Source organism: Alteriqipengyuania flavescens (genome assembly GCF_030406725.1).
GTDB lineage: Bacteria > Pseudomonadota > Alphaproteobacteria > Sphingomonadales > Sphingomonadaceae > Alteriqipengyuania_B > Alteriqipengyuania_B flavescens.
Map to the genome: position 1 here is coordinate 2,564,000 of NZ_CP129107.1, position 23,132 is coordinate 2,587,131.

Genomic DNA, 23,132 nt, shown 5'->3' on the forward strand with positions numbered 1-23,132 from the left:
GTCAGTCCAGCTCCAGGATCACCTCGTCGACCGCCAGACTGTCGCCTTCGGCAGCATTGATCTTTGCGATCCTGCCCTCCTTTTCTGCGCGCAAGATGTTTTCCATCTTCATCGCCTCGACAGTGGCCAGCGGCTGTCCGGGCTGGACCTCTTCGCCTTCCGCCACGTGAAGCGACACGAGCAAGCCCGGCATGGGACAGATCAGCATCTTCGAAAGGTCCGGCGGCACTTTCTCGATCATGTGATCGGCCAGGTGCGCGATCCGCTGCGGCAGGATGCGCAGCGAATGGGTCGCCCCGCGCGTGGTGATGTCATAGCCCATGCGCGTCGGCGCAAGCTGGATCGTCAGTTCCTCGTCGCCCAGTTCGACAGCCACCGTCCTGTCCCCCGGCGTGTAATCGAAACTCAGCTCCACCTCGGTATCGTCCACGAGAATTGCATCCTCGCCCAGCCGCACGGTATAGTCCGTGTCGCCTACGCGCACCGCCCAGTCGCCATTGGGGGCGGTCTTGCCATTCAGCTGTTGGTCGATCCGCCGCGCCCGGTCCGCATCGGCTGTCGCGATCACGCCGCCGATGGCGGCAAGGCCGCGCTTGAGTTCGTCCGACGGCGGCGCGCCTTCGAACCCGTCCGGGTATTCTTCGGCGATGAAGCCGGTGGTGAGTTCCCCCGAGCGGAAGCGCGGATGCTGCATCAGCGCGGAGAGGAAATCGACATTGTGGCCCAGGCCCTCGATGCGAAAGGCGTCGAGCGCAGCGACCTGCAAATCGGCCGCCTCGTCGCGTGTCTCGCCCCAGGTGATCAGCTTGGCGATCATCGGGTCGTAGAACATTGACACTTCGCCGCCTTCGTAGACACCGTCGTCCACGCGGATGCCGTCCACGCCTCGGCGGCCGTTGGCAGAACCGTCGTCCGCCCACGGCTCTTCGGGCGGCTCGTAATGCACCAGCCGGCCGATGGAGGGCAGGAAGCCGCGATAGGGGTCTTCGGCATAGACGCGGTTCTCGATCGCCCAGCCGTCGATGCCGATGTCGTCCTGCGTGAACGGAAGTGCCTCACCCGCCGCGACGCGGATCATCTGTTCCACGAGGTCGATGCCGGTGATCGCCTCGGTCACCGGGTGTTCGACCTGCAGGCGGGTGTTCATTTCGAGGAAGTAGAAGCTTTCCCCCGTCGGGTCCGCGCCGCTGACGATCAGCTCGACGGTGCCCGCGCTGTAGTACCCGACTGCGCGGGCGAGTGCGACGCACTGTTCGCCCATCGCCTTGCGCATCGCGGGCGTGACGAAGGGCGACGGCGCTTCCTCCACCACCTTCTGGTGGCGGCGCTGGATGCTGCACTCGCGCTCGTTGAGGTAGACGATGTTGCCGTGCTGGTCGCCGAGGATCTGGATCTCGATGTGGCGCGGATTGAGGATGAACTTCTCGATGAAGACGCGGTCGTCGCCGAAGCTGTTGAGGCCTTCGCGCTTCACGCTCTCGAAGCCCTCGCGCACGTCAGTTTCCGTGTAGGCGAGGCGCATGCCCTTGCCGCCCCCGCCCGCGCTGGCCTTCATCATCACCGGGTAGCCGATCTCGTTCGAGATGCGCACCGCGTGCTCGGTATCCTCGATCTCGCCGACGAAGCCGGGGACGACGTTGACCCCTGCTTCCCTGGCCAGCCTCTTGGACTCGATCTTGTCGCCCATCGCGGCGATCGCGGTCACCGGCGGGCCGATGAAGGCGATGTTCTCCTTGGCCAGCGCCTCGGCGAAGCTGGTGCGTTCGGAAAGGAAGCCGTAGCCCGGATGCACCGCTTCGGCCCCCGTCGCCTTGCACGCGGCGATGATTTTGTCCGCAATCAGGTAGCTCTCGGCCGCGGGCGCTGGACCGATGTGCACCGCCTCGTCCGCCATCCGCACGAACGGCGCGCGCGCATCGGCGTCCGAATAGACCGCGACGGTCGCGATACCCATCCGGCGCGCGGTCTTGATGACCCGGCAAGCAATCTCGCCCCGGTTGGCTATGAGGATTTTGGAGAACATTAACAGAATTTCTTCTTCGCAATTTGGTAGAATTCGAGAGGAACGGCTGTCCATCTTTCAAGGGGCAGATTGTCATCACGCCAATCTTGAAATTCATTCGGCTTAATCTGATTTACAGTCTTATTGTCAGAATTTGCCCATTCGTTTCCAAAACTAACTATGCCGACAGCACCAGACTTTGAGCACTCAAAACTGATTATCCCAGTGTCGACCGTCTTCTCGTTAGTTTCATAATAGAGGTCGATCCAATCGCCGTTGCGCTTCATCGGCACCGCCCACCATGAGGTCGAGTATGGCCCATCGATATGCTGGTCATAGACGAAGTATACCCTCTGACCGGGCCGAAACTCAGAATCTCGAAATTCACCTTCGACGCGCCATCCATTGATTGCTTCTGATGCTTTCGCTTCCTTCTCGGCAGCATCATTAGCTTCATTATCGCTCGTCTGAACGGAGGGTACATCAGATGGCGTCGGTGCACCGTCATCGCCATCCATTGGTTCACAAGCTGTAACAGTGGCGACAGCAAATAACGCACAAATTTCTTTTAGCACTGGACCATCTCCCTAGCCCGCAGCGGCTCCTCGCCCTTGAGCGCCGTCAGCCCCAGCTTGGCGAACAGCGCGACGTCGCTGTCGTCGCCGGCGTTGGGGGCGGTGAGCAGCTTGTCGCCGGTGAAGATCGAGTTCGCGCCGGCGAGGAAGCACAGCGCCTGGGTCGCCTCGCTCATGCTTTCGCGCCCGGCGGAGAGGCGCACCATCGAGAGCGGCATCGTGATCCGCGCCACCGCTACGGTGCGGACGAATTCGATATCGTCGATCTTGGCGAGCGGGGTGTCCGCCAGCATATCGCCCAATACCGTGCCTTTGACCGGCACCAACGCGTTGACCGGCACGCTTTCGGGATGGCGCTCCAGCGTGGCCAGCGTGTGGACGAAGCCGACGCGGTCCTCGCGCGTTTCGCCCATGCCGACGATGCCGCCCGAACACACGTTGATCCCCGCCGCGCGCACGTTCGACAACGTGTCGAGCCGGTCTTCCATCGTTCGTGTGGTGATGACGCGCTCGTAATATTCGGGGCTGCTGTCGATATTGTGATTGTAGTAGTCGAGCCCGGCCTCGGCGAGCATGTCGGCCTGCTTCGGCGTCAGCATGCCCAGCGTCATGCAGGTCTCCAACCCCATGGCGCGCACGCCTTTCACAATCTCCACGATCGCGGGCATGTCGCGGTCCTTGGGATTGCGCCATGCCGCGCCCATGCAGAACCGCTGGCTGCCCGCATCCTTGGCCTGCGCGGCTCGCTGCAGGACCGATTGCACCTCCATCAGCTTGGTCGCCTCGACCCCGCTGTCGGCCTTCACGCTCTGCGAGCAATAGCCGCAATCCTCCGGGCACCCGCCGGTCTTGATCGACAGCAGCGTGCAGAGCTGGATCTGCTCGGGCGGATGGAACTCGCGGTGGACCGATGCCGCGCGGAACAGCAGTTCGGTGAAGGGTAGGTCGAACAGGTCCGCGATTTCCTCGCGGGTCCAGTCGGTGCGGGGGTGGGTCATTCAGAATACTCAACAGGCTCTGGCCTACAAAACTCGTAACGGCTTATCACATAAACTTCGTAAGGCAGCGTCAAAGAAAATCCCTCGTTTTCGGCTATTTCCGCGCCATTTTTCCATTGTTGAATTAGGGTTTCGGAAAGCAAAAGGGACGAGTCATAAACTGTAGGCAGTCCAGCTTCACTCGATTGTGTGATTGAGACTTGCTCGCCTCCTAGGCTGATATCGCAGTCGAAATGAATCAGCCCGGTCCACTGAATCTTTTCATTGGTCTCGACGTATACGGAACGCTTAGTTCCGCTGCGTTGCTCGACCTGAATGTACCAAGTCGTAAAATAGGGGCCACCCAGATATTCAGTGTACGCTTTCGTCATAGGAAGTGCGTCGCGAAACTCACTCCAGTATTCGAAGTTAGGGTCTTCGGCGGCAACGTCCGACGGAGCCATCACCAATATCGCAACAGCCAAAAAACTCATTCTTTTCACTGACCTCTCCTATTCAGCCGCTTCGTCCAGATCCTCGCCCGCAGGCGGCATGTTGTGGCCGAGCAGGCGCAGCACATCCGCCGCGCATTCGACCACGTTGCTGCCGGGGCCGTAGATGCCCTGCACCCCGGCATCGCGCAGGAAATCGTAGTCCTTCTGCGGGATCACGCCGCCGGCGAGGACCTTGATGTCACCGCGGCCCGCGTCCTTCAATAAGCCGATCAGTTCGGGGATCAACGTCTTGTGGCCCGCCGCAAGGCTGCTCGCGCCGATGGCGTCCACGCCTTCCGCCAAGGCCATATCGCGGGTTTCCTGCGGCGTCTGGAACAGCGGACCGGACAGCACGTCGAAGCCCATGTCGGCAAAGGCGCTGGCGATGACGTTAGCGCCGCGGTCGTGGCCGTCCTGGCCCATCTTGGCGACCATCAGCTTCGGCTTGTGGCCCAGCCGCCGCTCGACCGCCTTCACCCCTTCGACGACCTGTGCGTAGCGATCATCGTCGCCATAGGCTTCCGCGAACACGCCGCGCACCGGGGTGGGCAGCGTGTCGTAGCGTCCGTAGGCATCTTCCATCGCCTGGCTGATCTCGCCGAGAGTCGCATCGTGGCGCGCGGCTTCCACGGCGAGTTCGAGGAGGTTTGCCCCGGGGCCTTCGACAAGCTCAGGCTGAGCGGATGTGGTGGCGTCTCCGGGCCCTAAGTCCGCTCGTGCTGAGCCTGTCGAAGCACCCGCGCGCAACGCCTCCAGCGCCGCCTGGCAAGCCGCCTCGTCGCGGCCTTCGCGCACCGTCTTCAAACGCTCGATCTGGCTCTGGCGCACGGCGTGGTTGTCGATATCGAGCGTGTCGATCTCGTCTTCCTTGTCGCGGCGGTACTTGTTGACGCCGACGATCACGGTCTCGCCGCGGTCGACGCTGGCCTGCTTGGCTGCGGCCGCTTTTTCGATCTGCGCCTTGGGTGCGCCGCTGGCGACATATTCGGTCATGCCGCCCGCCGCCTCGACCTCGTCGAGCATGGCCTTGGCCTCCTCCACCAGCGCGGCAGTGAGGCTTTCGATGTAATAGCTGCCGCCCAGCGGATCGGCGACATTGGTGATGCCTGTCTCCTCCTGGATCACCAGCTGCGTATTGCGCGCGATACGAGCGGAAAAGTCGGTCGGCAGCGCGATCGCTTCGTCCAGAGCATTGGTGTGGAGCGACTGCGTGCCGCCCAGCACCGCTGCCATCGCCTCCACCGTGGTGCGGATGACGTTGTTGTAAGGGTCCTGCTCCTGCAAGCTCACACCGCTCGTCTGGCAGTGCGTGCGCAGCATCTTCGACTTGGGGTTCTGCGCGCCCAGATCGGTCATGACATCGTGCCACAAATGGCGCGCGGCGCGCATCTTGGCGATCTCCATGAAGAAGTTCATGCCGATACCCCAGAAGAAGGACAGGCGCGGCGCGAAGGCATCGATATCGAGGCCCGCTTCCATCGCGCGCTTGGCGTATTCCTTGCCATCGGCAATGGTGAAGGCGAGCTCCTGCACGGCGGTCGCCCCGGCCTCGTGCATGTGATAGCCCGAGATCGAAATGCTGTTGAATTTCGGCATGTTGGCCGAGGTATATGCGATGATGTCGGAGACGATCCGCATGCTCGGTTCGGGCGGGTAGATATAGGTGTTGCGGACCATGAACTCCTTGAGGATGTCGTTCTGGATGGTCCCCGCGAGTTTGTCCTGCGAAACGCCCTGCCGCTCTGCCGCGACGATGTAGAAGGCCAGCACGGGGATCACCGCACCGTTCATCGTCATGCTCACGCTCATGGTGTCGAGCGGGATCTGGTCGAACAGGATTTCCATATCGCGCACGGTATCGATCGCAACCCCCGCCTTGCCGACATCGCCGACAACGCGCGGGTGGTCGCTGTCATAGCCGCGGTGGGTGGCAAGGTCGAAGGCCACGCTCAGGCCCTTCTGCCCTGCGGCGAGGTTGCGGCGATAGAAGGCGTTCGATTCCTCGGCAGTCGAGAAGCCGGCATACTGGCGGATCGTCCACGGACGGCCGGTGTACATCGAGGCGTAGGGCCCGCGCGTGAATGGCGCGATGCCGGGCACGCCGGGGTCGAGACCTTCGGTGTCTTCACTGGTGTAGAGCGGCTTCACGGCGATCCCCTCCGGCGTGTGCCAGGTAAGGTCGCGGCCCTTCACCTCCTTGTCGGCGAGGGTTTTCCAGTCTTCGTAAGTGGGGCCAGAGTTCGTGGTGTCGGTCATAGTATTACAATTCTCGTCATGCTGAACTTGTTTCAGCATCCATCTTTCCGATAGACCGCCCGCACCCGGTTGCGCGATGGATCCTGAAACAAGTTCAGGATGACGGTGTTGGCCGATTAATTCGACCAGTGTGTCGTTTCCTTCGGGCGCTCCATGATCTCGGTCAGCTGGCCCATCATATCCTTCGGGTGGAGGAAGAAGATCGGCGTGCCGTGCGCACCGATGCGCGTGGGGCCGAGGATGCGTTTGCCCATCGCTTCGAAATGCGCGCGGGCATCCTCGATATCTTCGACCTCGTAACAGACGTGGTGCTGTCCGCCGGCAGGGTTCTTGGCGAGGAAGCCGGTGATCGGCGAGGCGTCGGACAGCGGCTCGATCAGCTCGATCTGCGTACCGAAGCTCGGCCCGCTTTCGGTCGGATCACCCGGCGTGTCGATGAAGCACACGCGCACGCCCTGCTCCTCCAGCTCGAACGGCTCGCGAATTTTCTCCGCGCCCATGACCTCGCGGTAATAGCGGATCGACTCTGCGATCGAGGGCGTGGCAACGCCGATATGGTTGAGACGGCCGAGTTTCATTTCTTGCTCCACATTTCGCCAGGTTCGATCAACCGCCTCCGCCAGTCGTTCAACTCGGTCTCACACTTTGCCAGAACAGCGCGCAAATCATTCAATTCAAACTCAGCTTGATGCACGTCTTTATCGAAGAAAACTGTGATCTTGGCGTGTTTATTCATCGAAACGTCTAGCAACACATTTCCATCCAAAATGACTTCAACGCCGATTGCATCCGGTGCGGTGGAAGACACGAAGGAGTATGTCAGCTTAGAAATATCAACGAAGTCAGAGCGGAATGTTGTCATGCTTCTTCCACGGGTTCTCGAGCTGCTTGCCGCGCAGCTTCCTTAGGCCAAGCGCAATGCGCCGCCTCGTGGAATGCGGGTAGATCACCTCGTCGATATAGCCGCGGCTCGCTGCCACGAAGGGGTTCGCAAACCGGTCCTCGTATTCCTTCGTCTTCTCGGCGATCTTCTCCGGATCGTCGCGGTCCTGGCGGAATATGATCTCCACCGCGCCCTTGGCGCCCATCACCGCGATCTCGGCGGTCGGCCATGCGTAGTTGAGGTCGCCGCGCAGGTGCTTGGACGCCATCACGTCGTAGGCGCCGCCATAGGCCTTGCGGGTGATCACGGTGATCTTGGGCACGGTCGCCTCGGCATAGGCGAACAGCAGCTTCGCGCCGTGCTTGATGATGCCGCCCAGTTCCTGCGCGGTGCCGGGCAGGAAGCCGGGCACATCGACGAAGGTAACGATCGGTATCTCGAACGCATCGCAGAAACGCACGAAGCGCGCGGCCTTTTTTGACGAGTTGATGTCGAGCACGCCGGCGAGCACCATCGGCTGGTTCGCCACCACGCCCACCGTGCGCCCCTCCACCCGGCCGAAGCCGCAGATGATGTTACCGGCGTGGGCCGGCTGGATTTCGAAGAAATCGCCTTCGTCCAGCGTCTTCGCGATGACCTCGTGCATGTCATAGGGCTGGTTGGCGTTGTCGGGGATCAGCGTGTCGAGCGAAGCCTCCTCGCGGTCCCACGGGTCGCTGGTCGGGCGTTCGGGCACATCCTCGCGGTTGCTGAGCGGCAGATAGTCGAAGAAATTGCGGGTCGCGAGCAGCGTCTCGATATCGTTTTCGAACGCCAGGTCGGCCACGCTGGTCTTGGTGGTGTGGGTGACCGCGCCGCCCAGTTCCTCCTGCGTGACGACTTCGTTGGTGACCGTCTTCACCACATCGGGGCCGGTCACGAACATGTAGCTCGAATCCTTCACCATGAAGATGAAGTCGGTCATCGCGGGGGAATAAACCGCGCCGCCTGCGCACGGGCCCATGATCAGGCTGATCTGCGGCACCACGCCGCTGGCGAGCACGTTGCGCTGGAACACCTCGGCATAGCCGCCCAGCGATGCCACGCCTTCCTGGATGCGCGCGCCGCCGCTGTCGTTTAGGCCGATCACGGGCGCGCCGACCTTCATCGCCATGTCCATGATCTTGCAGATCTTTTCCGCATGGCGTTTCGACAGGCTCCCGCCGAAGACGGTGAAGTCCTGCGAATATACGTATACCAGCCGGCCGTTGATCGTGCCGCTGCCGGTCACCACCCCGTCACCCGGGATCTTCTGGTCCGCCATGCCGAAATCGACGCAATCGTGTTCGACGTAGCGGTCGAGCTCCTCGAAGCTGTCCTCGTCGAGCAGGACATCCAGCCGTTCACGGGCGGTCAGCTTGCCCTTGGCGTGCTGCGCGTCGATGCGCTTTTGCCCGCCGCCCAGCTTGGATGCTTTGCGGCGGCGTTCCATTTCGGCAATGTTGGCGGACAAGCGGCTCTCTCCTAACGCAAGTTCGGACAGTCGGTTAGGCGTGGCAGGGGCCGCTTGGCAAGCGCAGCGACACCGCTTTGGGGCTGTTTACCGCCCTTTGAATTCGGCCTTGCGCTTTTGCAGGAAAGCCATCCCGCCTTCGACCGCGTCGTCGCTGTTCCCGGCCGTGCGCTGGCCCAGCGCCTCGCGGTGGAGGGCCTGCGTGTAGGTGGTGTCGAGCGCGCCCGCGATATTCGCCTTCATCGCGCCCAGCGCCACGGTGGGCCCGTTCGCCAGCCGCTGCGCCAGTGCGCGCGCCTCTTCCAGCAGCGCATCGTCGGATGTCGCCTTGTAGATGAGGCCCCATTCTTCCGCCTGCGCGGCGCCGATCTTCTCGCCCAGCATCATCATCTGCGTTGCGCGCGCCTTGCCGACCAGGCGCGGCAGCATCCAGCTGGCTCCGCCGTCCGGCACCAGGCCGATATTCACGAAAGCCTGCAGGAAATAGCCGCTTTCCCCCGCCAGCACGAAATCCGCCGCCAGCGCGATCGAGCAGCCGACGCCGGCCGCCGGGCCATTGACCGCGCTAACCACCGGGACCGGCAGCGAAGCGAGCTGTTCCATCAGCGGGTTGTAGTGGCCGGTCAGCGCCTGGTAGCTGCCCTCGCCCCGGCTCGTCGCGCGATTGCCGAGACTGGTGAGATCGGCGCCGGAGCAGAAGGCCCGCCCCTCGCCCGTCATCAGCACCGCGCGCGCGCCGCCTGCCACCGCCTTGTCCAGCGCATCGCGCAGCTCGCCCGCCATTTCGAGCGAACAGGCGTTGAGCTTGTCCGGTTGGGCGAGCGTGATTGCGGCGACGTTGTCTGCGGTTTCGAAGCGGATGGTCTGGTAGGACAAGCGGGCTCTCCCGTGATTGGCTGCCCGGGGCCTAACGCCATGGCGGGCGCCCGGTCAACGGATTTAATCGTGCGATTAAACGCGCGGCTATTTCATCAGCACCAGCTCTTCCGCCATCGTCGGGTGGATCGCGGTGGTCGCGTCGAAATCGGCCTTGGTCAGACCGGCTTTCACCGCGATGGCGGCGGCCTGCATCATCTCCGGCGCATCGGGCGCGATCATGTGGATGCCCACAATCTTGCCGCTGTCGCCGTCGCAGATCATTTTCATCAGGCTGCGTTCGTTACGGCCCGCCAGCACGTTCTTCATCGGGCGGAAATCGGACAGGTAGACCTTCACGCTGCCCAGCTTGTTCTTCGCCTCGCCCTCCGTCATGCCGACCGCGGCGATGGGCGGGTGGCTGAAGACGGCGCTGGGGATGCAACCGTGGTCCACCGCCACCGGGTCGCCCTTGCCAAAAACTGTATCGGCGAAGGCCTGGCCTTCGCGGATGGCGACCGGGGTCAGCTGGACGCGATCGGTCACGTCGCCGACTGCATAGATGTGATCGACGTTGGTCTTGCTGAAGCGGTCGACCTTGACCTCGCCGCCTGCGCCCAGTTCGACGCCCGCCTTATCGAGGCCCAGCCCCTCGGTGTTCGGAATGCGTCCCACGGCGAACAGGACAAGGTCTGCCTTTTCCTCGTCGCAGTCGGACAGCTTCACGAAATAGCCGCCCTCGTCGCAGGGCTTGATGTATTCGAAGGTGGTGTTGAAGCGGAAATTGATGCCTTTCATCGTGCTGATCTGCAGCAACCGGTCGCGCACCGCTTCGTCATAGCTGCGCAGCAAGCGGTCGCCGCGGTTGACGATATGCACGTCGCAGCCGAACTCGTTGTAGATGCCCGCAAATTCGTTGGCGATATAGCCGCCGCCGGCGATAATCACTTTCTTCGGAAGTTCGTCGAGGTGGAAGGCTTCGTTGCTGCTGATCGCGTATTCCGCGCCCTGGCATTCGGGCATGCGCGGGCGCGCACCGGTGGCGATCAGGATCGTCTTCGCCGTCACGACCTTGCCGCTGGCGAGGGTGATTTCGTGCTCGCCGGTCAGTTGGGCGCGTTCGTGGAAGATCTCGACATCGTGGTTTTGCAGCGCGTCGGTGTAGGCACCCTCAATGCGTTTCACTTCTTCCAGGACATTGTCGCGCAGCGTCTTCCAGTCGAACTTGCGCTCGCCGATTTCCCAGCCGAAGCGCTGGCAGTCCTCGAGATCCTCCGCAAAATGCGCGCCGTAGACGAGCATCTTCTTCGGCACACAGCCGCGGATCACGCAGGTGCCGCCGACCCGGTATTCCTCTGCCAGGGCCACCTTGGCGCCGTGCGCTGCGGCCACCCGGCTGGCGCGCACGCCGCCCGATCCGCCGCCGATGGTGAAGAGGTCGTAGTCATAATCGGCCATGGAAACTCCTGTTGAACGCGCGCCGATATGGCCGCTTCGACAGGAGTTTCCAACCGGTTGCGGCTAATTAGCCCCGACTGCCCCGTGCCGGGTTTGATACCGGGCCGCGGCCGCCGCTGCCCTGCCCGCGCCGGTTGCCCCCGCGCGAGCCGCCCTGCGGTGGCGATTCCCGCCGCCGCCGACCTTGGCGCCGCCGCCCTGCTTCGGACCACGGGCAGAGGCACCGCGCGGCGTGACCTTGGGCCGCTTCTGCTTGCCGCTCGGCCCCTTGGGCTTCACGGGCTCGCCCTGTTCCACCACGGCGCGGAAATTGTCCGGCAGCGGCAGGCGGGTCAGCGTGACCCCGGTGAGCTTCTGGATGTCCTTGAGGTAGTAACGCTCGTCCTCGGCGCAGAAGCTGATCGCAACACCGTCACGCCCGGCGCGCGCGGTGCGGCCGATGCGGTGGACGTATTGCTCCGACACGTTCGGCAGCTCGAAATTGATGACGTGACTGACACCCGGAATGTCGATCCCGCGTGCGGCAACGTCGGTAGCCACCAGCACGGGCACCTTGCCGCGCCGGAACTCGTCCAGCGCGCGCAGGCGCTGCGGCTGGCTCTTGTTGCCGTGGATGGCGTTCGCCTTGATGCCGTCCTGCGCCAGCTTCTTCACCACACGGTCCGCGCCGTGCTTGGTGCGGGTGAAGATCAGCACGAGGTCGATATCCCCTTCGACCGGGTAGCGGCCCGACAGGATCATGCCGAGCAGCGCCTGCTTTTCGTCCTGGTTCACCAGCATGGCGAACTGGTCGACGCGTTCTGCCGTGGTGGCCTGCGGCGCGACGGAGACCTGCGCGGGGTTGCGCAGGTACTGGCTGGCAAGGTCCTTGATCGATTTCGGCATGGTGGCGCTGAACATCAGCGTCTGCCGGTCCTTCGGCACCAGCTGCGCGATCTTCTTGAGCGCATGGATGAAGCCGAGATCGAGCATCTGGTCCGCCTCGTCGAGGATCAGCGTTTCGACCTTGTCGAGCTTGAAGGCTTTCTGGTCGATCAGGTCGAGCAGGCGGCCCGGCGTCGCGACGAGGATGTCGGTGCCGCGGTGCAGCTTGTTGCGGTCCTTGTTTACCGAGGTGCCGCCGACGATCGAATCGACTTTCAGGCCGGCCATCGCGCCGTAATCCTTGGCGCTCTTGGCGATCTGGCCGGCAAGCTCGCGCGTGGGGGCCAGGATCAGCAGGCGGCAGGACTTGAACGGCGTCTGGTTGTCCGCCTCGCGCAGGCGGTCGATGCTCGGCAGCATGAAAGCGGCGGTCTTGCCGGTCCCGGTCTGGGCGATCCCCATCAGGTCGCGACCTTTGAGGACGAGCGGGATCGCCTGTTCCTGGATCGGGGTGGGTTTGGTGTAGCCCTGCATGTCGAGGGCCTGGAGCACGGGCTGCGAAAGCCCGAGCTGGTCGAATGTCTTGGTCATGGTGCGTGGTAAGCCTGCAATAGATGCGGCGCGCGGACGGATTCCCGACGGAATCGTCGCACGGCGCGGGGGTAATAAGCACCCACGAAAGTGATTTTTTCGCGGGGACCCGAAGGAACCGCCCGCGTGAAAAGGGAAGTCTGTGAAAAGTGACCGAGGCTGCGGCCGGGGCGGTAGAGTTTGCTACCGCCAGTTCACGCTGCCAGGCGCCTCGATGTGGGCCATGTGGATGCTGCGGCGCACAATGTCAATGTCGCCACGAGTGTTCTGGATCAGGCTCCCGACTTCACCCCAGCCCCGCCGCCTGCATCAGCGCTGCGGTGCTGGGGTCGAATTCCGCATCGCCGTTGTCGAGAGACTTGGCGATGGCCTTGCCCAGTTCGACGCCGAACTGGTCGAAGGGGTTGATCCCCATCAGCACGGCATTGGCGAAGGTGCGGTGTTCGTGGAAGGCGATCAGTGCGCCGACGGTGGCTGCGTCGAGATCGTCGCACAGCATCGTCGCGCTGGGCCGGTCGCCGGGATAGCTGCGCGCCGGGTCGTCGCTTTGCTGGCCGGCCATCAGCGCGGCGCCCTGGGCAAAGCAGTTCATCAGCAGCGTGCGGTGGTGCGCCTCGTCCAGTTCGTCGCCCGCTTCGATGCTGGCGATGAAGTCCACCGGGACAAGGTTCGTGCCCTGGTGGAGAAGCTGAAACACCGCGTGCTGCGCATCGGTGCCCACCCCGCCCCAGGTGATCGGCGCGGTCGCCCCATTCACGGGCTCACCACCCGCAGTCACAGCCTTGCCGTTGCTCTCCATTTCGAGTTGCTGGAGATAGTCGGGCAGCAGCGCCAGCCGCTCGTCATAGGCGAAGCACGCTCGCGTCTGGCAGCCGCGTAGGCGGGTGTAGTACTGGTCTGCAAAGGCCGCGCGCAGCGGCAGGTTGGCCCGGCCGTCGGCATCGCGGAAATGCTCGTCCATCGCGCGCGCGCCGGCGAGCATGGCGGCGAATTCCTCGTATCCCACGGCTAGCGCCACCGGGAAACCGATGCTCGACCACAGCGAATAGCGCCCGCCCACGCTTTCGGGGAATGGCAGGACGCGCGTCTCGTCGACGCCGAATTCGACCGCCTTTTCCGGGCTGGCGGTCAGCGCCACCACGCGGCCATGCGGATCGGATACTCCGCCATCGCGCAGCCACTTGATGGCGCTGGCGGCGTTGGTCATCGTCTCGGTCGTGGTGAAGGTCTTGCTGGCCACCGCGACGATCGTTGTCGCCGGGTCGCACGCTTCCATTGCCGCTTCCAGCGCGACGCCGTCGATGTTGGAGACCACGTGGCAATCGACCATCGCGACGTCCCAGGCGAGCGCGCGCAAGGCCATCGCCGGGCCCAATGCGCTGCCGCCGATGCCGATGTGGATGCAGTGCTTTACCTCGCCCATTGCGCCGCCGTTGATGGCCTCGACCAGCGCCCGCATCCGGTGGTGGAGCGCCTGGGCCTCCTCCACGTCGGCCTCCGCACCGACACCGCGCTGCGCGGTATGTGTCGCGGCGCGGCCTTCCGTGACGTTGACGACCTCTCCGGTCAGCAGCGCCTGGCGGTGGGCCTCGAAATCCGCGGCTTCGGCCAGCTTCTCGAACCCTTCGAGCAATGCCTCGTCGAGATGGGTCTTGGACCAGTCGAAAGTGATCCCCCCGCCATCCCATTCGAGCCGGTGCGACAGCAAATCGAGCCGGTTGCTGCTCGCAAACAGTTCCTTCAGCGTGCGCGTGGGGAGGTTTTCGAGGGCGGTCCATGCCGCCTGCATTGCATCGCTCACCGTGTCGTTCCTCGTCGGATGGCCATTTCGTATTCCGTGCGCCTACCCTCCCCTGCGCCTATTGCAAGGGCGGCAGAGGCTTGGGCGCGCGCGAATTCCTATGCGCATTTGCCTTGACTGTACGCGGCGCGGCAAACAACAGGGCGACGATGAGCGAAACGACTGCAGAGACCGCCGAAAAGGCACCCGCGACGGACGAGAAGAAGGCCAGGAAAGAAGGGCCGTTCTGGCTGTTCGTGGTCAAGCTGGTACTGGCGGTGCTGATCTTCCGCAGCTTCCTGTTCGCACCCTTCACCATTCCCAGCGAATCCATGCTGCCGACGCTGTGGAAGGGCGATTACCTGTTCGTGTCCAAATGGCCCTATGGCTACACGCGTTATTCGATGCCGTGGAACGCGCCCGTCATCCCCGGCCGCATCCTTGCCAGCGATCCCGAACGCGGCGACGTGGCGGTGTTCAAACACCCGGTCGACAAGTCCGATTACATCAAGCGCGTGATCGGCGTGCCGGGCGACCAGATCCAGATGGAAGCTGGGCGCCTGTTCATCAATGGCGAGGCGGTCGAGAAGCGCCGGATCGAGGATTTCGTTATTCCCCTGTCCGACAACACGACCTGCCACCCGCTCGCCGAAACGGTGCCTTTGACCGGCGGTGGGCAAGGCTGCCGCTACAAGCAGTATCGCGAGACGCTGCCGGGCGGGCGCAGCTACAACGTACTCGACCTGGCGCAGACCCCGCAGGATTCGACCCGCGTCTTCGTGGTGCCGGAAGGCCATTTCTTCGCCATGGGTGACAATCGCGACAATTCGCAGGACAGCCGCTTCCCGGCGGTCGCACAGGGAGGCATCGGTATCGTCGACCAGCAGTATCTCGTCGGCCGGGCCAGCGCGATCGCCTTTTCCACCGACGGTTCGGCCAATTGGTTCCTGCCGTGGACCTGGTTCAGTGCCGCGCGTTGGGGCCGCATCGGCGACGGGGTATGACCGGGACGCTCCCTCCCGAAACCATCCGATGGCTCGAAGATCTCGGGCTTCACCCACAGGACAACGACCTGTGGGCCGCCGCCCTGACTCACGGCAGCGCCGATGCGCAGCGCAATTACGAGCGACTGGAGTTCGTCGGCGACCGGGTGCTGGGCCTCTCGATCGCCCGGTGGCTCTACGACCTCGAAAGCGCAGCCGAGGGGGAACTGGCCCAGCGTCTCAATGCGCTCGTCTCGCGCCGCATGTGCGCGACCGTCGCCCGCCGGATCGGGGTGGCCGACCACGTCCGGCTGGGCAAGCAGGCGCGCGAGGATGGCGGGGCGGGTAGCGACAACATCCTGGGCGACGTGATGGAAGCGATGCTGGGCGCCGCGCTGCTCGAACACGGGTTCGACGTCGCGCGCGATTTCGTTCGCCGCGAATGGGGCGACGCGGTGGAAAGCGATGCGGGCCGCGCGAAACACCCCAAGTCCGCCCTGCAGGAATGGGCCGCCGCCAACCGCCGCCGCCCGCCCGAATACACCGTCCTCGACCGCAGCGGGCCGGATCACAGCGCTCAGTTCACCGTGCGCGTATCGGTGAACAAGGTGGGCGAGGCGGAGGCCACCGCCAGCAGCAAGCAGGACGCCGAAACCGCCGCCGCGCGGGCCTTCATGAAACGATATGGCTGAGTTGATGACAGATCAGAACAAATGCGGCGTCGTCGCCGTGATCGGCGCCCCCAATGCGGGCAAGTCCACGCTGGTGAACCAGCTGGTCGGCCAGAAGGTCGCAATTACCAGCCCCAAGGCGCAGACGACGCGTGCGCGGATACTCGGCATTGCGCTGCATGGCGACACGCAGATCGTCCTCGCCGACACGCCCGGCATTTTCGCCCCTCGCCGCCGGCTCGACCGGGCGATGGTCAACGCGGCGTGGGAAGGTACGAACAGTGCCGATGCGATCCTGCTGATGGTCGATCCGATCAAGCAGCGCCGGCACGAGCTCGAACCGCTGCTGGAGAAGCTGAAAGACCGGCCGGAGCGCAAGCTGCTGGCGATCAACAAGGTCGACAAGGCGGTGAAGGAGCCGATGCTGGCGCTGGCGCAGGAGCTGGACGAGAAAGGCGATTTCGCGGAGATTTTCTTCGTCTCGGCCCTGACCGGTGACGGCGTGCCGGAACTGAAGGACCACCTCGCCGCGCTGATGCCGGATGGGCCGTGGCTTTATCCAGAAGACCAGGTGTCCGACGCCAGCGAACGGCTGCTGGCCGCGGAAGTCACCCGCGAGCAGCTCTACCTGCAACTGCGCGACGAGCTGCCCTACGACGCGGCAGTCCGGCACGAGGCCTATACCGAGCGCGCCGATGGAAGCGTGGATATCCGCCAGCAGATCGTTGTCGAGCGCGACGGTCAGAAGGCCATCGTACTCGGCAAGGGCGGCAGCCAGATCAAGGCCATCGGCGAGGCTGCGCGCAAGGAACTGTCCGAAATCCTGGGGCGCAAGGTCCACCTGTTCCTTCACGTGAAGGCCGAAGAAGGCTGGGAAGAAAAGCGTGAATTCTACGAGGATCTCGGGCTGGACTGGGTGCAGTAAGGTCCGGCTGGCACAAAGGCAGTAGCCCGCCTGTCGGATCGCGTGGACAAGCGCCCGGCACTATCCATGGGTCTCCGACAAAAGGAGGCTTTTATGCAGAATATCCGTGATCTCGACGCACTCGAACTTGCTGCCGTCAACGGCGCAGGCGACATCATCTCCGAACTGGCAGAGCGTTTTCCGAACGGCGAATGGGACGGCAGCACTTTCTGGCCGAATGGCGTGCCGCAACCGACGCCGAGCTACATCCCCCTGCCGTACTGATCGGCAAGCCGCGATGCCGGGTGCGCACGCTGCGCGACCCGGCATCGTAGCGGCGAGGGGAGCATACCCTCACGTGCGCTGTCGCGAGGGACGACGCGACCTAACGTTTCTTGGCGATGCCGATCTTGTTCTTCTTGGCGAAATCCTTCGTCGATTCCTCGCTCCGGCCAAGCGCCTTGGCGATCTGCTTGAGGCCCTGCCCCTTGCCCGCCAGCAGCCTGAGCTGGGCCGCCTCGTCGGCATTCCACGGCTGCTTGTGCCGCTCGAAGCGCTCCTTCGCCATCAGTCGGCCTTCTTCGCTGGCGTCTTCTTGGCAGTTGCCTTCTTCGCCGGCGCCTTTTTCGCGGTCGCCTTCTTCTTCGGCGCGGCCTTCTTGCGAGCCTTCTTTTTGGCGGGCCCCTTGGCGGCGCGCGCATCGATCAGTTCGATCGCCTGCGCCTCGGTCACGTCCTCTGGCTTCATGTCCTTCGGGATGGTCGCATTGGTCGAGCCGTCGGTGACATAGGGGCCATAACGGCCCGGCATCACTTTCATTTCGCCTTCGCTGGTCGGGTGCTTGCCGAACGTCTTGATCGGCTCCGCCTTCTGGCGGCCGCCACCCTTGCGATTGGCCGCCTGGGCGAGGATGTCGACCGCACGGTTCATCCCGACTTCGAACACTTCGCGCGTGTTCGACAGCTTCCCGTATTTGCCATCGTGGCGCAGGTACGGGCCGTAACGCCCTATGGCTGCTTCGATTTCCTTGCCGGTTTCCGGATGGGCACCGACGATACGCGGCAGGCTCAGCAATTTCAGGGCCCATTCCAAGTCGAAATCGTCGATGTCCTTGGGAATCGAGGCGCGCTTGGCCTCCTTGCCCTCGCCCAGCTGCACGTAGGGCCCGAAGCGCCCGGTCTTGCGCTCCACCGGCAGGCCGGATTCGGGATCCTGCCCCATGACCGCATCCTCGGCCTCGCCATCGGCGCCCGGCTGGCCGAACTTGCGGCGGAAATTGCACTCCGGGTAATTGTCGCAGGCGATGAAGGCCCCGAAGCGACCGCCGCGCAGCGACAGCCGCCCGCCCTCGCGCCCCTCGGCGATGCAGCGCGGACAGGCCCGCGGATCGGACCCGTCGGCGGTGGGCGGGAAGAGGTAGTCGGACAGGAATTCGTCCAGCTCCGCCGTCACTTCGGATGGCTGCTGTTCCATCACGTGGTCGGTGACGGGCTTGAAGTCCTTCCAGAACGCGTCGAGCAAGGCCTTGTAATCGGCCCGGCCGCCCGAGACTTCGTCCAGCTCGTCTTCCATGCCGGCGGTGAAATCGTACGCGACATAACGCGGGAAGAACCGTTCGAGAAACGATGTCAGGAGACGGCCCGAATCCTCGGCGAAGAACCGGTTTTTCTCCATCCGGACATAGTCGCGATCGCGCAACGTCTGGATCGTGCTGGCGTAGGTGGACGGGCGACCGATGCCTAGCTCCTCCAGCCGTTTGACAAGGCTCGCTTCGGCAAAGCGCGGCGGGGGCTGGGTGAAGTGCTGCGTCGCCTCGACGCCCTTCTTCGCGGGCGCATCGCCTTCGCGGATAGCGGGCAACAGGCCTTCCTCGTCATCGTCGCGGTCGTCGAAGCCTTCCTGGTAGACGGCGAGGAAGCCGGGGAACTTCACCACCTGCCCGGTGGCACGCAGCGCGTGCATGCCGGTGCCTTCCTCGAGCGTCACGGTAGTCCGCTCGAGCCGCGCGGCGGCCATCTGGCTCGCCATCGCGCGCTTGAAGATGAGGTCGTAAAGCCGCCCTTCGTCGCCCGAACCCGCCTTGTCGCGGCTGAAATTGGTCGGCCGGATCGCTTCGTGGGCTTCCTGAGTGTTTTTGGCCTTCGTCTTGTAAAAGCGCGGTTTTTCGGGGAGGAACGATCCGTCGTAGCGATCGCTGATGGCCTTGCGCAGATCGCTGACCGCGCCGGCGTCCATCTGCACGCCGTCGGTCCGCATGTAGGTGATCGCGCCCGCCTCGTACAGCGATTGGGCGCAGCGCATCGTGTGGCTGGCCGAAAAGCCCAGCTTGCGGGCGGCTTCCTGCTGCAGTGTCGAGGTGGTGAACGGCGGCGCCGGGTTGCGCGTCAGCGGCTTGGTTTCGACGCCCACGACCTTGAACGCGCCGGCTTCCACCGCAGCTTTCGCGCGAGTCGCGATGCCTTCCTCGCCCAGGTCCATCTTGCCGAGCTTCTTGCCTTCGAACTGGACCAGCCGCGCGTCGAATTCCGACCCGCCCTGCTCCAGCTTCGCGACGACGTTCCAGTATTCCTCCGCCCGGAAGGCTTCGATCTCGCGCTCGCGATCAACGATCAGGCGCAGGGCGACCGATTGCACGCGGCCCGCGCTCTTCGCGCCGGGCAGCTTGCGCCACAATACGGGGCTGAGCGTGAAGCCGAACAGGTAATCGAGCGCGCGCCGACCGAGATAGGCGTCGACGAGGTCGTGATCGATCCCGCGCGGGTGCTTCATGGCATCGAGCACGGCCGTCTTGGTGATGGCGTTGAACGTCACCCGGTCGACATCGGCGGGCAGCGCCTTGCGCTTCTTCAACAGCTCCTGGACATGCCAGCTGATCGCTTCCCCTTCGCGGTCGGGGTCGGTGGCGAGGACGAGGCGGTCGGCTTTCTTCGCCGCATCGGCAATCGCCTTCACCTGCGCGCGGTTGCGCTGGTCGGCATAGACTTCCCAGTCCATCGCGAAATCCTCGTCCGGTCGCACGCTGCCGTCCTTGGGCGGCAGGTCGCGGACGTGGCCGTAGGAGGCGAGGACCTTGAAGTCCTTGCCGAGGTATTTCTCGATGGTCTTCGCCTTGGCGGGCGATTCGACGATGACAAGTTGCATGGGTGTGGGGGCAGTCCCTTACGTGTGTGTATGCGTATACGCGCGAAGGTGGGGTCGCGCTTCGCGGGTCGTCAAGCGGGATTAGCGTGCAACCTCGGGCTACGCTTTTGTGCGTCGATCTATGGCAATAGTTATTCCCCAGAAAAGGAAACCAGCAACGCCTCCCACTATCGCAATAATTCCGATAAACTGCAGTTCGAGCCAATGTCCGTAAGCTGTTCTCACACCATTTAAAACCGTTGCGCGGCCGCCGACGCGAGCTGTATCTGCCGCTGGACCAAACATGCTAAGAATGATCCACGGGAGCGCCGCAATCGCTGCACCAGTTAAGGCGCAATTGACGGCATTGAACCTTACCCTTCGATACAAGAGAAGAAGTGCGGGAACGCCAAGAGTTAGAGTGAGAACATAGGCGAACGCCGCAAAGTCAATCGCAGTCCGCCATACACGTTCGAGATAATCTAAGCCTGAGTACAGAGGCTGACCGAGCGCTAAGAGTATTGCGGCCACAGCCGGTGCGATAAGTGTTGCTAGCGCCAGACTCTTGCCGGACGGAATGAATTCTTCTTCGCTCTTCATTTCAATCCCTTAACACTCACCCGCCCCGCCGCGTGGCGCTCCAACAGCCCGGCAATCTCCAGCTCCAGCAGCGCCATTTGCACCGCCGCCGCGCTTGTCCCGGACTGGCGGATGAGTTCGTCCACCGCCACCGGCGCGGTGGTGAGGAGGCTGGCGATATCCGCTGGCTCCGCATCCTCGAAATCCTCGCCGTCCATTCCAGCGAAGTCGAAGTGCTGCTCCACGGGCTCGCGGAAGGTGCTGCGCGGGGTTCCGTCGAAACTGCTGAGGAGTTCGATCACGTCCTCGGGCGCCTGCACTAGCACCGCGCCTTCGCGAATGAGGTGGTTGCAGCCCGTGCTGCGCGCTTCCAGCGGGCTGCCGGGGATCGCCATGACCTCCCGCCCTGCCTCACCCGCCAGCCGAGCGGTGATCAGGCTGCCTGACTTGGGCGCAGCTTCCACCACCAGCGTACCTGCGGCGAGCCCTGCGATAATGCGGTTGCGGCTGGGAAAGTGGCTGCCGCGCGGCTCCGTGCCCGGGGGTTGCTCTGCGATCAGCAGCCCCTCGCTGGCGATCCGCTCCTGCAGCTCGGCGTGCTGTGGCGGATAGGCGATGTCGATGCCGCTGGCGATCACTCCGATGGTCGCCGGCAGCGCTCCTTCGTGCGCAGCCCCGTCGATCCCCCGAGCAAGGCCGGAAACCACGGTGAAGCCCGCATCGGCCAGCGCCCGCGCGAAATCGCGCGACAACTTGACCGCGGCGGCGCTGGCGTTGCGCGCACCGACCATCGCGACGCAGGGCCGCGCGGCCAGCGACAGGTCGCCGCGCCAGGTGACGATGGGCGGCGCGCCCGGTGTTTCGGCCAGCAGTCGCGGATAGTCCGGCTGGTCGTGGAAGAGGTACTTCGCCCCGGCCCGGCGCGTCGCTGCGACCTCTGCCTCGATCTTCGCTTCCGGCGCCGCGCGATAGGCGCGCCCGCCGCGCTTGGCGAGATCGGGCAGTGCCGCGATCGCCTCTGCCGCCGTGCCGAAACGGCGCAGCAGCTGCGCATAGCTGACCGGGCCGATGTTGGGCGATCGCAGCAGCCGGATCCGGGCGAACGCCTCGTCCTGGGAGAGCGTCACTTCTTGCCGCCGACCCTGGGTTCCTCGCCCCGTGTCAGGCGGCCGATATTCTCGCGGTGGAGGTAGATGATCAGCACCGCGATGGCGGCCAGCACGGGGAAGAACTGCGGAAAGCCGAACAGCGGCGCAGCAGCGGCGGCGGCCACAACCGCGCTCATCCCGGCAAGGCTGGAGATGCGGAAGATCGCGAGGATGCTGAGCCAGACCAGAGCGTAGACCAGGCCGATCTGCGAGGCCAGACCGAAGGCGACGCCGGCGTTGGTCGCCACGCCCTTGCCGCCCTTGAAGCCCAGCCAGACGGGGTAGCAATGGCCGACCACGGCCCCGGCGGCGGCAAAGGCCATCGCTTCCTGCCCCCACAGCTGCCCGGCCAACACCACCGGTAGCAGGCCTTTAAGCAGGTCGAGCAGCAGGGTCGCCGCGGCCAGCCCCTTATTGCCGGTGCGCAGCACGTTGGTGGCACCGATGTTTCCGCTGCCGACCTTGCGCAGGTCCTCCCCGCCGGACATCTTCGTCAGCAGCAGGCCGAAGGGGATCGAGCCCGAGGCGTAACCGATCAGGAATGCGAGAAATACTTCCACCATGACCTCCGTCCCCCGCCGGTGCGCGGGGCTGCACTTGCTTTTGCGGCGGTAATGGAAAAGACGGGGCTTCGACAAGCGCGCACCCGGCGGAAAAGACCACCTTGGACCCATCTTCCCCCATCCTGATCCTCGACAGCGGCCTCGGCGGCCTGTCGGTCCTGCGCGAGATCCGGGCGCTGATGGCCCACGCGCCGGTGGTTTACGCCGCCGATTACGCCGCCTTGCCCTATGGCGAGAAGACCGAGGAGGAGATCGCTGCGCGCGTGCCCGCGCTGCTCGGCCGGATGGTGGAGCGGTACCGCCCGCGCCTCGTCGTGATCGCCTGCAACACGGCGAGCACGATTGCGCTGGCCGCGGTGCGTACGGCGCTCGACCTGCCGATCGTGGGCACGGTGCCCGCCATCAAGCCAGCGGCGGCGTTGACGAAATCCGGCAGCATAGGCCTGCTCGGCACGGCGGCCACGATACGGCAGGCCTATGTCGACAATTTGGAGGCCGAATACGGCAACGGCCACCGGCTGATCCGCCACGCAGCTCCTGCCCTCGTTGCCGCGGCGGAGACGAAGCTGCGCGGGGGGCGCCCCTCCGATGCAGTCTATGCCGAAGCTGTGTCCGGACTGCGGAGCCAGCCGGGTGGCGGGGACATCGACACCGTGGTGCTCGCCTGCACACATTTCCCGCTGGTGGAGGACGAACTGCGCACGGCTTTCGGCAGCGAAGTGGCTTTCGTAAACGGCGGGGAAGGTATCGCGCGCAGGGTCGCGCATTTGACGCAAGGGCAGGAATTCGCCCGCTCGCAGCCGGATTTCGCGGTGGTGACGGGTGAGCCCGAGGGGCTTGCCGCGCTGCCCGCGGCACTTGCACCCTATGGTCTCGAACGGATCGAACGCTTCTAACTGCGAATCGCTCGCAAAGATCGCGGTGGAAAATCGCGTCT

Annotated in this window: 22 protein-coding genes; 5 read left to right on the top strand and 17 right to left on the bottom strand. The window is 64.2% G+C overall.

The annotated features are described in order from the left end of the window. Nucleotide 1: 1 nt before the first annotated feature. From QQW98_RS13065 to pgi, 12 genes are all read right to left on the bottom strand, one after another. Nucleotides 2–2,023 (bottom strand): acetyl-CoA carboxylase biotin carboxylase subunit, encoded by a 2,022-nt coding sequence (locus QQW98_RS13065; protein ID WP_290135364.1) that lies wholly within the window; start codon nt 2,021–2,023, stop codon nt 2–4. Continuing rightward, nucleotides 2,023–2,577, bottom strand: coding sequence for a hypothetical protein (locus tag QQW98_RS13070; RefSeq protein ID WP_290135365.1), 555 nt, complete (start codon nt 2,575–2,577; stop codon nt 2,023–2,025). The genes QQW98_RS13065 and QQW98_RS13070 overlap by 1 nt, the downstream gene beginning before the upstream one ends. After that, nucleotides 2,571–3,575 carry a biotin synthase BioB gene (gene bioB / locus QQW98_RS13075; RefSeq protein ID WP_290135366.1) on the bottom strand — a complete coding sequence of 335 codons (1,005 nt, stop codon included), beginning with the start codon at nt 3,573–3,575 and terminating at the stop codon, nt 2,571–2,573. The genes QQW98_RS13070 and bioB overlap by 7 nt, the downstream gene beginning before the upstream one ends. Further along, nucleotides 3,572–4,048, bottom strand: a complete 477-nt coding sequence (locus tag QQW98_RS13080) for a hypothetical protein (RefSeq protein ID WP_290135367.1) — start codon at nt 4,046–4,048, stop codon at nt 3,572–3,574. Before QQW98_RS13080 ends, bioB begins: the two co-directional genes overlap by 4 nt. Nucleotides 4,049–4,066: 18 nt before the next feature. Continuing rightward, entirely contained in the window at nt 4,067–6,304 is a 2,238-nt protein-coding gene (gene scpA / locus QQW98_RS13085) for a methylmalonyl-CoA mutase (protein WP_290135368.1), read from the bottom strand. 116 nt (nt 6,305–6,420) lie between these two features. Next, the gene (gene mce / locus QQW98_RS13090) at nt 6,421–6,882 is read right to left on the bottom strand and encodes a methylmalonyl-CoA epimerase (RefSeq protein WP_290135369.1); all 462 of its coding nucleotides are present in this window, start codon (nt 6,880–6,882) and stop codon (nt 6,421–6,423) included. Further along, nucleotides 6,879–7,166 carry a hypothetical protein gene (locus QQW98_RS13095; protein ID WP_290135370.1) on the bottom strand — a complete coding sequence of 96 codons (288 nt, stop codon included), beginning with the start codon at nt 7,164–7,166 and terminating at the stop codon, nt 6,879–6,881. The genes mce and QQW98_RS13095 overlap by 4 nt, the downstream gene beginning before the upstream one ends. After that, nucleotides 7,147–8,679, bottom strand: a complete 1,533-nt coding sequence (locus tag QQW98_RS13100; protein ID WP_290135371.1) for an acyl-CoA carboxylase subunit beta — start codon at nt 8,677–8,679, stop codon at nt 7,147–7,149. The genes QQW98_RS13095 and QQW98_RS13100 overlap by 20 nt, the downstream gene beginning before the upstream one ends. Nucleotides 8,680–8,766: 87 nt before the next feature. Further along, complete coding sequence (locus QQW98_RS13105; RefSeq protein ID WP_290135372.1) at nt 8,767–9,555, bottom strand: enoyl-CoA hydratase-related protein; 789 nt, start codon at nt 9,553–9,555, stop codon at nt 8,767–8,769. Nucleotides 9,556–9,642: 87 nt separating this feature from the next. Further along, the gene (gene gorA, locus QQW98_RS13110; RefSeq protein WP_290135373.1) at nt 9,643–10,992 is read right to left on the bottom strand and encodes a glutathione-disulfide reductase; all 1,350 of its coding nucleotides are present in this window, start codon (nt 10,990–10,992) and stop codon (nt 9,643–9,645) included. Nucleotides 10,993–11,055: 63 nt separating this feature from the next. Continuing rightward, a complete protein-coding gene (locus QQW98_RS13115) occupies nt 11,056–12,447 on the bottom strand; it encodes a DEAD/DEAH box helicase (protein WP_290135374.1) in 1,392 nt (463 codons plus the stop codon). A 286-nt stretch (nt 12,448–12,733) separates the two neighbouring features. Next, a complete protein-coding gene (gene pgi, locus QQW98_RS13120; protein ID WP_290136947.1) occupies nt 12,734–14,236 on the bottom strand; it encodes a glucose-6-phosphate isomerase in 1,503 nt (500 codons plus the stop codon). Between the two features lie 161 nt (nt 14,237–14,397). On the opposite strand from pgi, the gene lepB reads away from it, so the two are divergent. From lepB to QQW98_RS13140, 4 genes are all read left to right on the top strand, one after another. Beyond that, entirely contained in the window at nt 14,398–15,231 is an 834-nt protein-coding gene (lepB, locus tag QQW98_RS13125; protein WP_290135375.1) for a signal peptidase I, read from the top strand. Next, the gene (rnc, locus tag QQW98_RS13130) at nt 15,228–15,902 is read left to right on the top strand and encodes a ribonuclease III (protein WP_290135376.1); all 675 of its coding nucleotides are present in this window, start codon (nt 15,228–15,230) and stop codon (nt 15,900–15,902) included. Before lepB ends, rnc begins: the two co-directional genes overlap by 4 nt. 4 nt (nt 15,903–15,906) lie before the next feature. Further along, nucleotides 15,907–16,806 (top strand): GTPase Era, encoded by a 900-nt coding sequence (gene era / locus QQW98_RS13135; protein ID WP_290135377.1) that lies wholly within the window; start codon nt 15,907–15,909, stop codon nt 16,804–16,806. 93 nt (nt 16,807–16,899) lie between these two features. Beyond that, nucleotides 16,900–17,070, top strand: coding sequence for a hypothetical protein (locus QQW98_RS13140; RefSeq protein ID WP_290135378.1), 171 nt, complete (start codon nt 16,900–16,902; stop codon nt 17,068–17,070). Between the two features lie 100 nt (nt 17,071–17,170). Here the strand turns inward: QQW98_RS13140 and QQW98_RS13145 are convergent, their stop codons facing one another. The 5 genes from QQW98_RS13145 to plsY form a co-directional block, all read right to left on the bottom strand. Beyond that, entirely contained in the window at nt 17,171–17,353 is a 183-nt protein-coding gene (locus QQW98_RS13145) for a hypothetical protein (RefSeq protein ID WP_290135379.1), read from the bottom strand. Continuing rightward, nucleotides 17,353–19,926, bottom strand: coding sequence for a type I DNA topoisomerase (topA, locus tag QQW98_RS13150; protein WP_290135380.1), 2,574 nt, complete (start codon nt 19,924–19,926; stop codon nt 17,353–17,355). Before topA ends, QQW98_RS13145 begins: the two co-directional genes overlap by 1 nt. Before the next feature lie 99 nt (nt 19,927–20,025). Further along, the gene (locus tag QQW98_RS13155; protein ID WP_290135381.1) at nt 20,026–20,505 is read right to left on the bottom strand and encodes a hypothetical protein; all 480 of its coding nucleotides are present in this window, start codon (nt 20,503–20,505) and stop codon (nt 20,026–20,028) included. Beyond that, nucleotides 20,502–21,611, bottom strand: coding sequence for a DNA-processing protein DprA (dprA, locus tag QQW98_RS13160; protein WP_290135382.1), 1,110 nt, complete (start codon nt 21,609–21,611; stop codon nt 20,502–20,504). Before dprA ends, QQW98_RS13155 begins: the two co-directional genes overlap by 4 nt. Continuing rightward, complete coding sequence (plsY, locus tag QQW98_RS13165) at nt 21,608–22,195, bottom strand: glycerol-3-phosphate 1-O-acyltransferase PlsY (RefSeq protein WP_290135383.1); 588 nt, start codon at nt 22,193–22,195, stop codon at nt 21,608–21,610. Before plsY ends, dprA begins: the two co-directional genes overlap by 4 nt. Before the next feature lie 101 nt (nt 22,196–22,296). Between plsY and murI the strand changes: the two genes are divergently transcribed. Next, nucleotides 22,297–23,091 (top strand): glutamate racemase, encoded by a 795-nt coding sequence (murI, locus tag QQW98_RS13170; RefSeq protein WP_290135384.1) that lies wholly within the window; start codon nt 22,297–22,299, stop codon nt 23,089–23,091. The last annotated feature ends 41 nt before the right edge of the window (nt 23,092–23,132 follow it).

What these genes read in the sequence shown, in the direction of transcription:
- QQW98_RS13080 (WP_290135367.1), bottom strand. Translation starts at nt 4,048, where the DNA reads ATGAGTTTTTTGGCTGTTGCGATATTGGTGATGGCTCCGTCGGACGTT.
- mce (WP_290135369.1), bottom strand. Translation starts at nt 6,882, where the DNA reads ATGAAACTCGGCCGTCTCAACCATATCGGCGTTGCCACGCCCTCGATC.
- topA (WP_290135380.1), bottom strand. Translation starts at nt 19,926, where the DNA reads ATGCAACTTGTCATCGTCGAATCGCCCGCCAAGGCGAAGACCATCGAG.
- QQW98_RS13065 (WP_290135364.1), bottom strand. Translation starts at nt 2,023, where the DNA reads ATGTTCTCCAAAATCCTCATAGCCAACCGGGGCGAGATTGCTTGCCGG.
- QQW98_RS13095 (WP_290135370.1), bottom strand. Translation starts at nt 7,166, where the DNA reads ATGACAACATTCCGCTCTGACTTCGTTGATATTTCTAAGCTGACATAC.
- scpA (WP_290135368.1), bottom strand. Translation starts at nt 6,304, where the DNA reads ATGACCGACACCACGAACTCTGGCCCCACTTACGAAGACTGGAAAACC.
- QQW98_RS13140 (WP_290135378.1), top strand. Translation starts at nt 16,900, where the DNA reads ATGCAGAATATCCGTGATCTCGACGCACTCGAACTTGCTGCCGTCAAC.
- rnc (WP_290135376.1), top strand. Translation starts at nt 15,228, where the DNA reads ATGACCGGGACGCTCCCTCCCGAAACCATCCGATGGCTCGAAGATCTC.
- pgi (WP_290136947.1), bottom strand. Translation starts at nt 14,236, where the DNA reads ATGCAGGCGGCATGGACCGCCCTCGAAAACCTCCCCACGCGCACGCTG.
- lepB (WP_290135375.1), top strand. Translation starts at nt 14,398, where the DNA reads ATGAGCGAAACGACTGCAGAGACCGCCGAAAAGGCACCCGCGACGGAC.
- era (WP_290135377.1), top strand. Translation starts at nt 15,907, where the DNA reads ATGACAGATCAGAACAAATGCGGCGTCGTCGCCGTGATCGGCGCCCCC.
- gorA (WP_290135373.1), bottom strand. Translation starts at nt 10,992, where the DNA reads ATGGCCGATTATGACTACGACCTCTTCACCATCGGCGGCGGATCGGGC.
- QQW98_RS13145 (WP_290135379.1), bottom strand. Translation starts at nt 17,353, where the DNA reads ATGGCGAAGGAGCGCTTCGAGCGGCACAAGCAGCCGTGGAATGCCGAC.
- QQW98_RS13115 (WP_290135374.1), bottom strand. Translation starts at nt 12,447, where the DNA reads ATGACCAAGACATTCGACCAGCTCGGGCTTTCGCAGCCCGTGCTCCAG.
- bioB (WP_290135366.1), bottom strand. Translation starts at nt 3,575, where the DNA reads ATGACCCACCCCCGCACCGACTGGACCCGCGAGGAAATCGCGGACCTG.
- plsY (WP_290135383.1), bottom strand. Translation starts at nt 22,195, where the DNA reads ATGGTGGAAGTATTTCTCGCATTCCTGATCGGTTACGCCTCGGGCTCG.
- QQW98_RS13155 (WP_290135381.1), bottom strand. Translation starts at nt 20,505, where the DNA reads ATGAAGAGCGAAGAAGAATTCATTCCGTCCGGCAAGAGTCTGGCGCTA.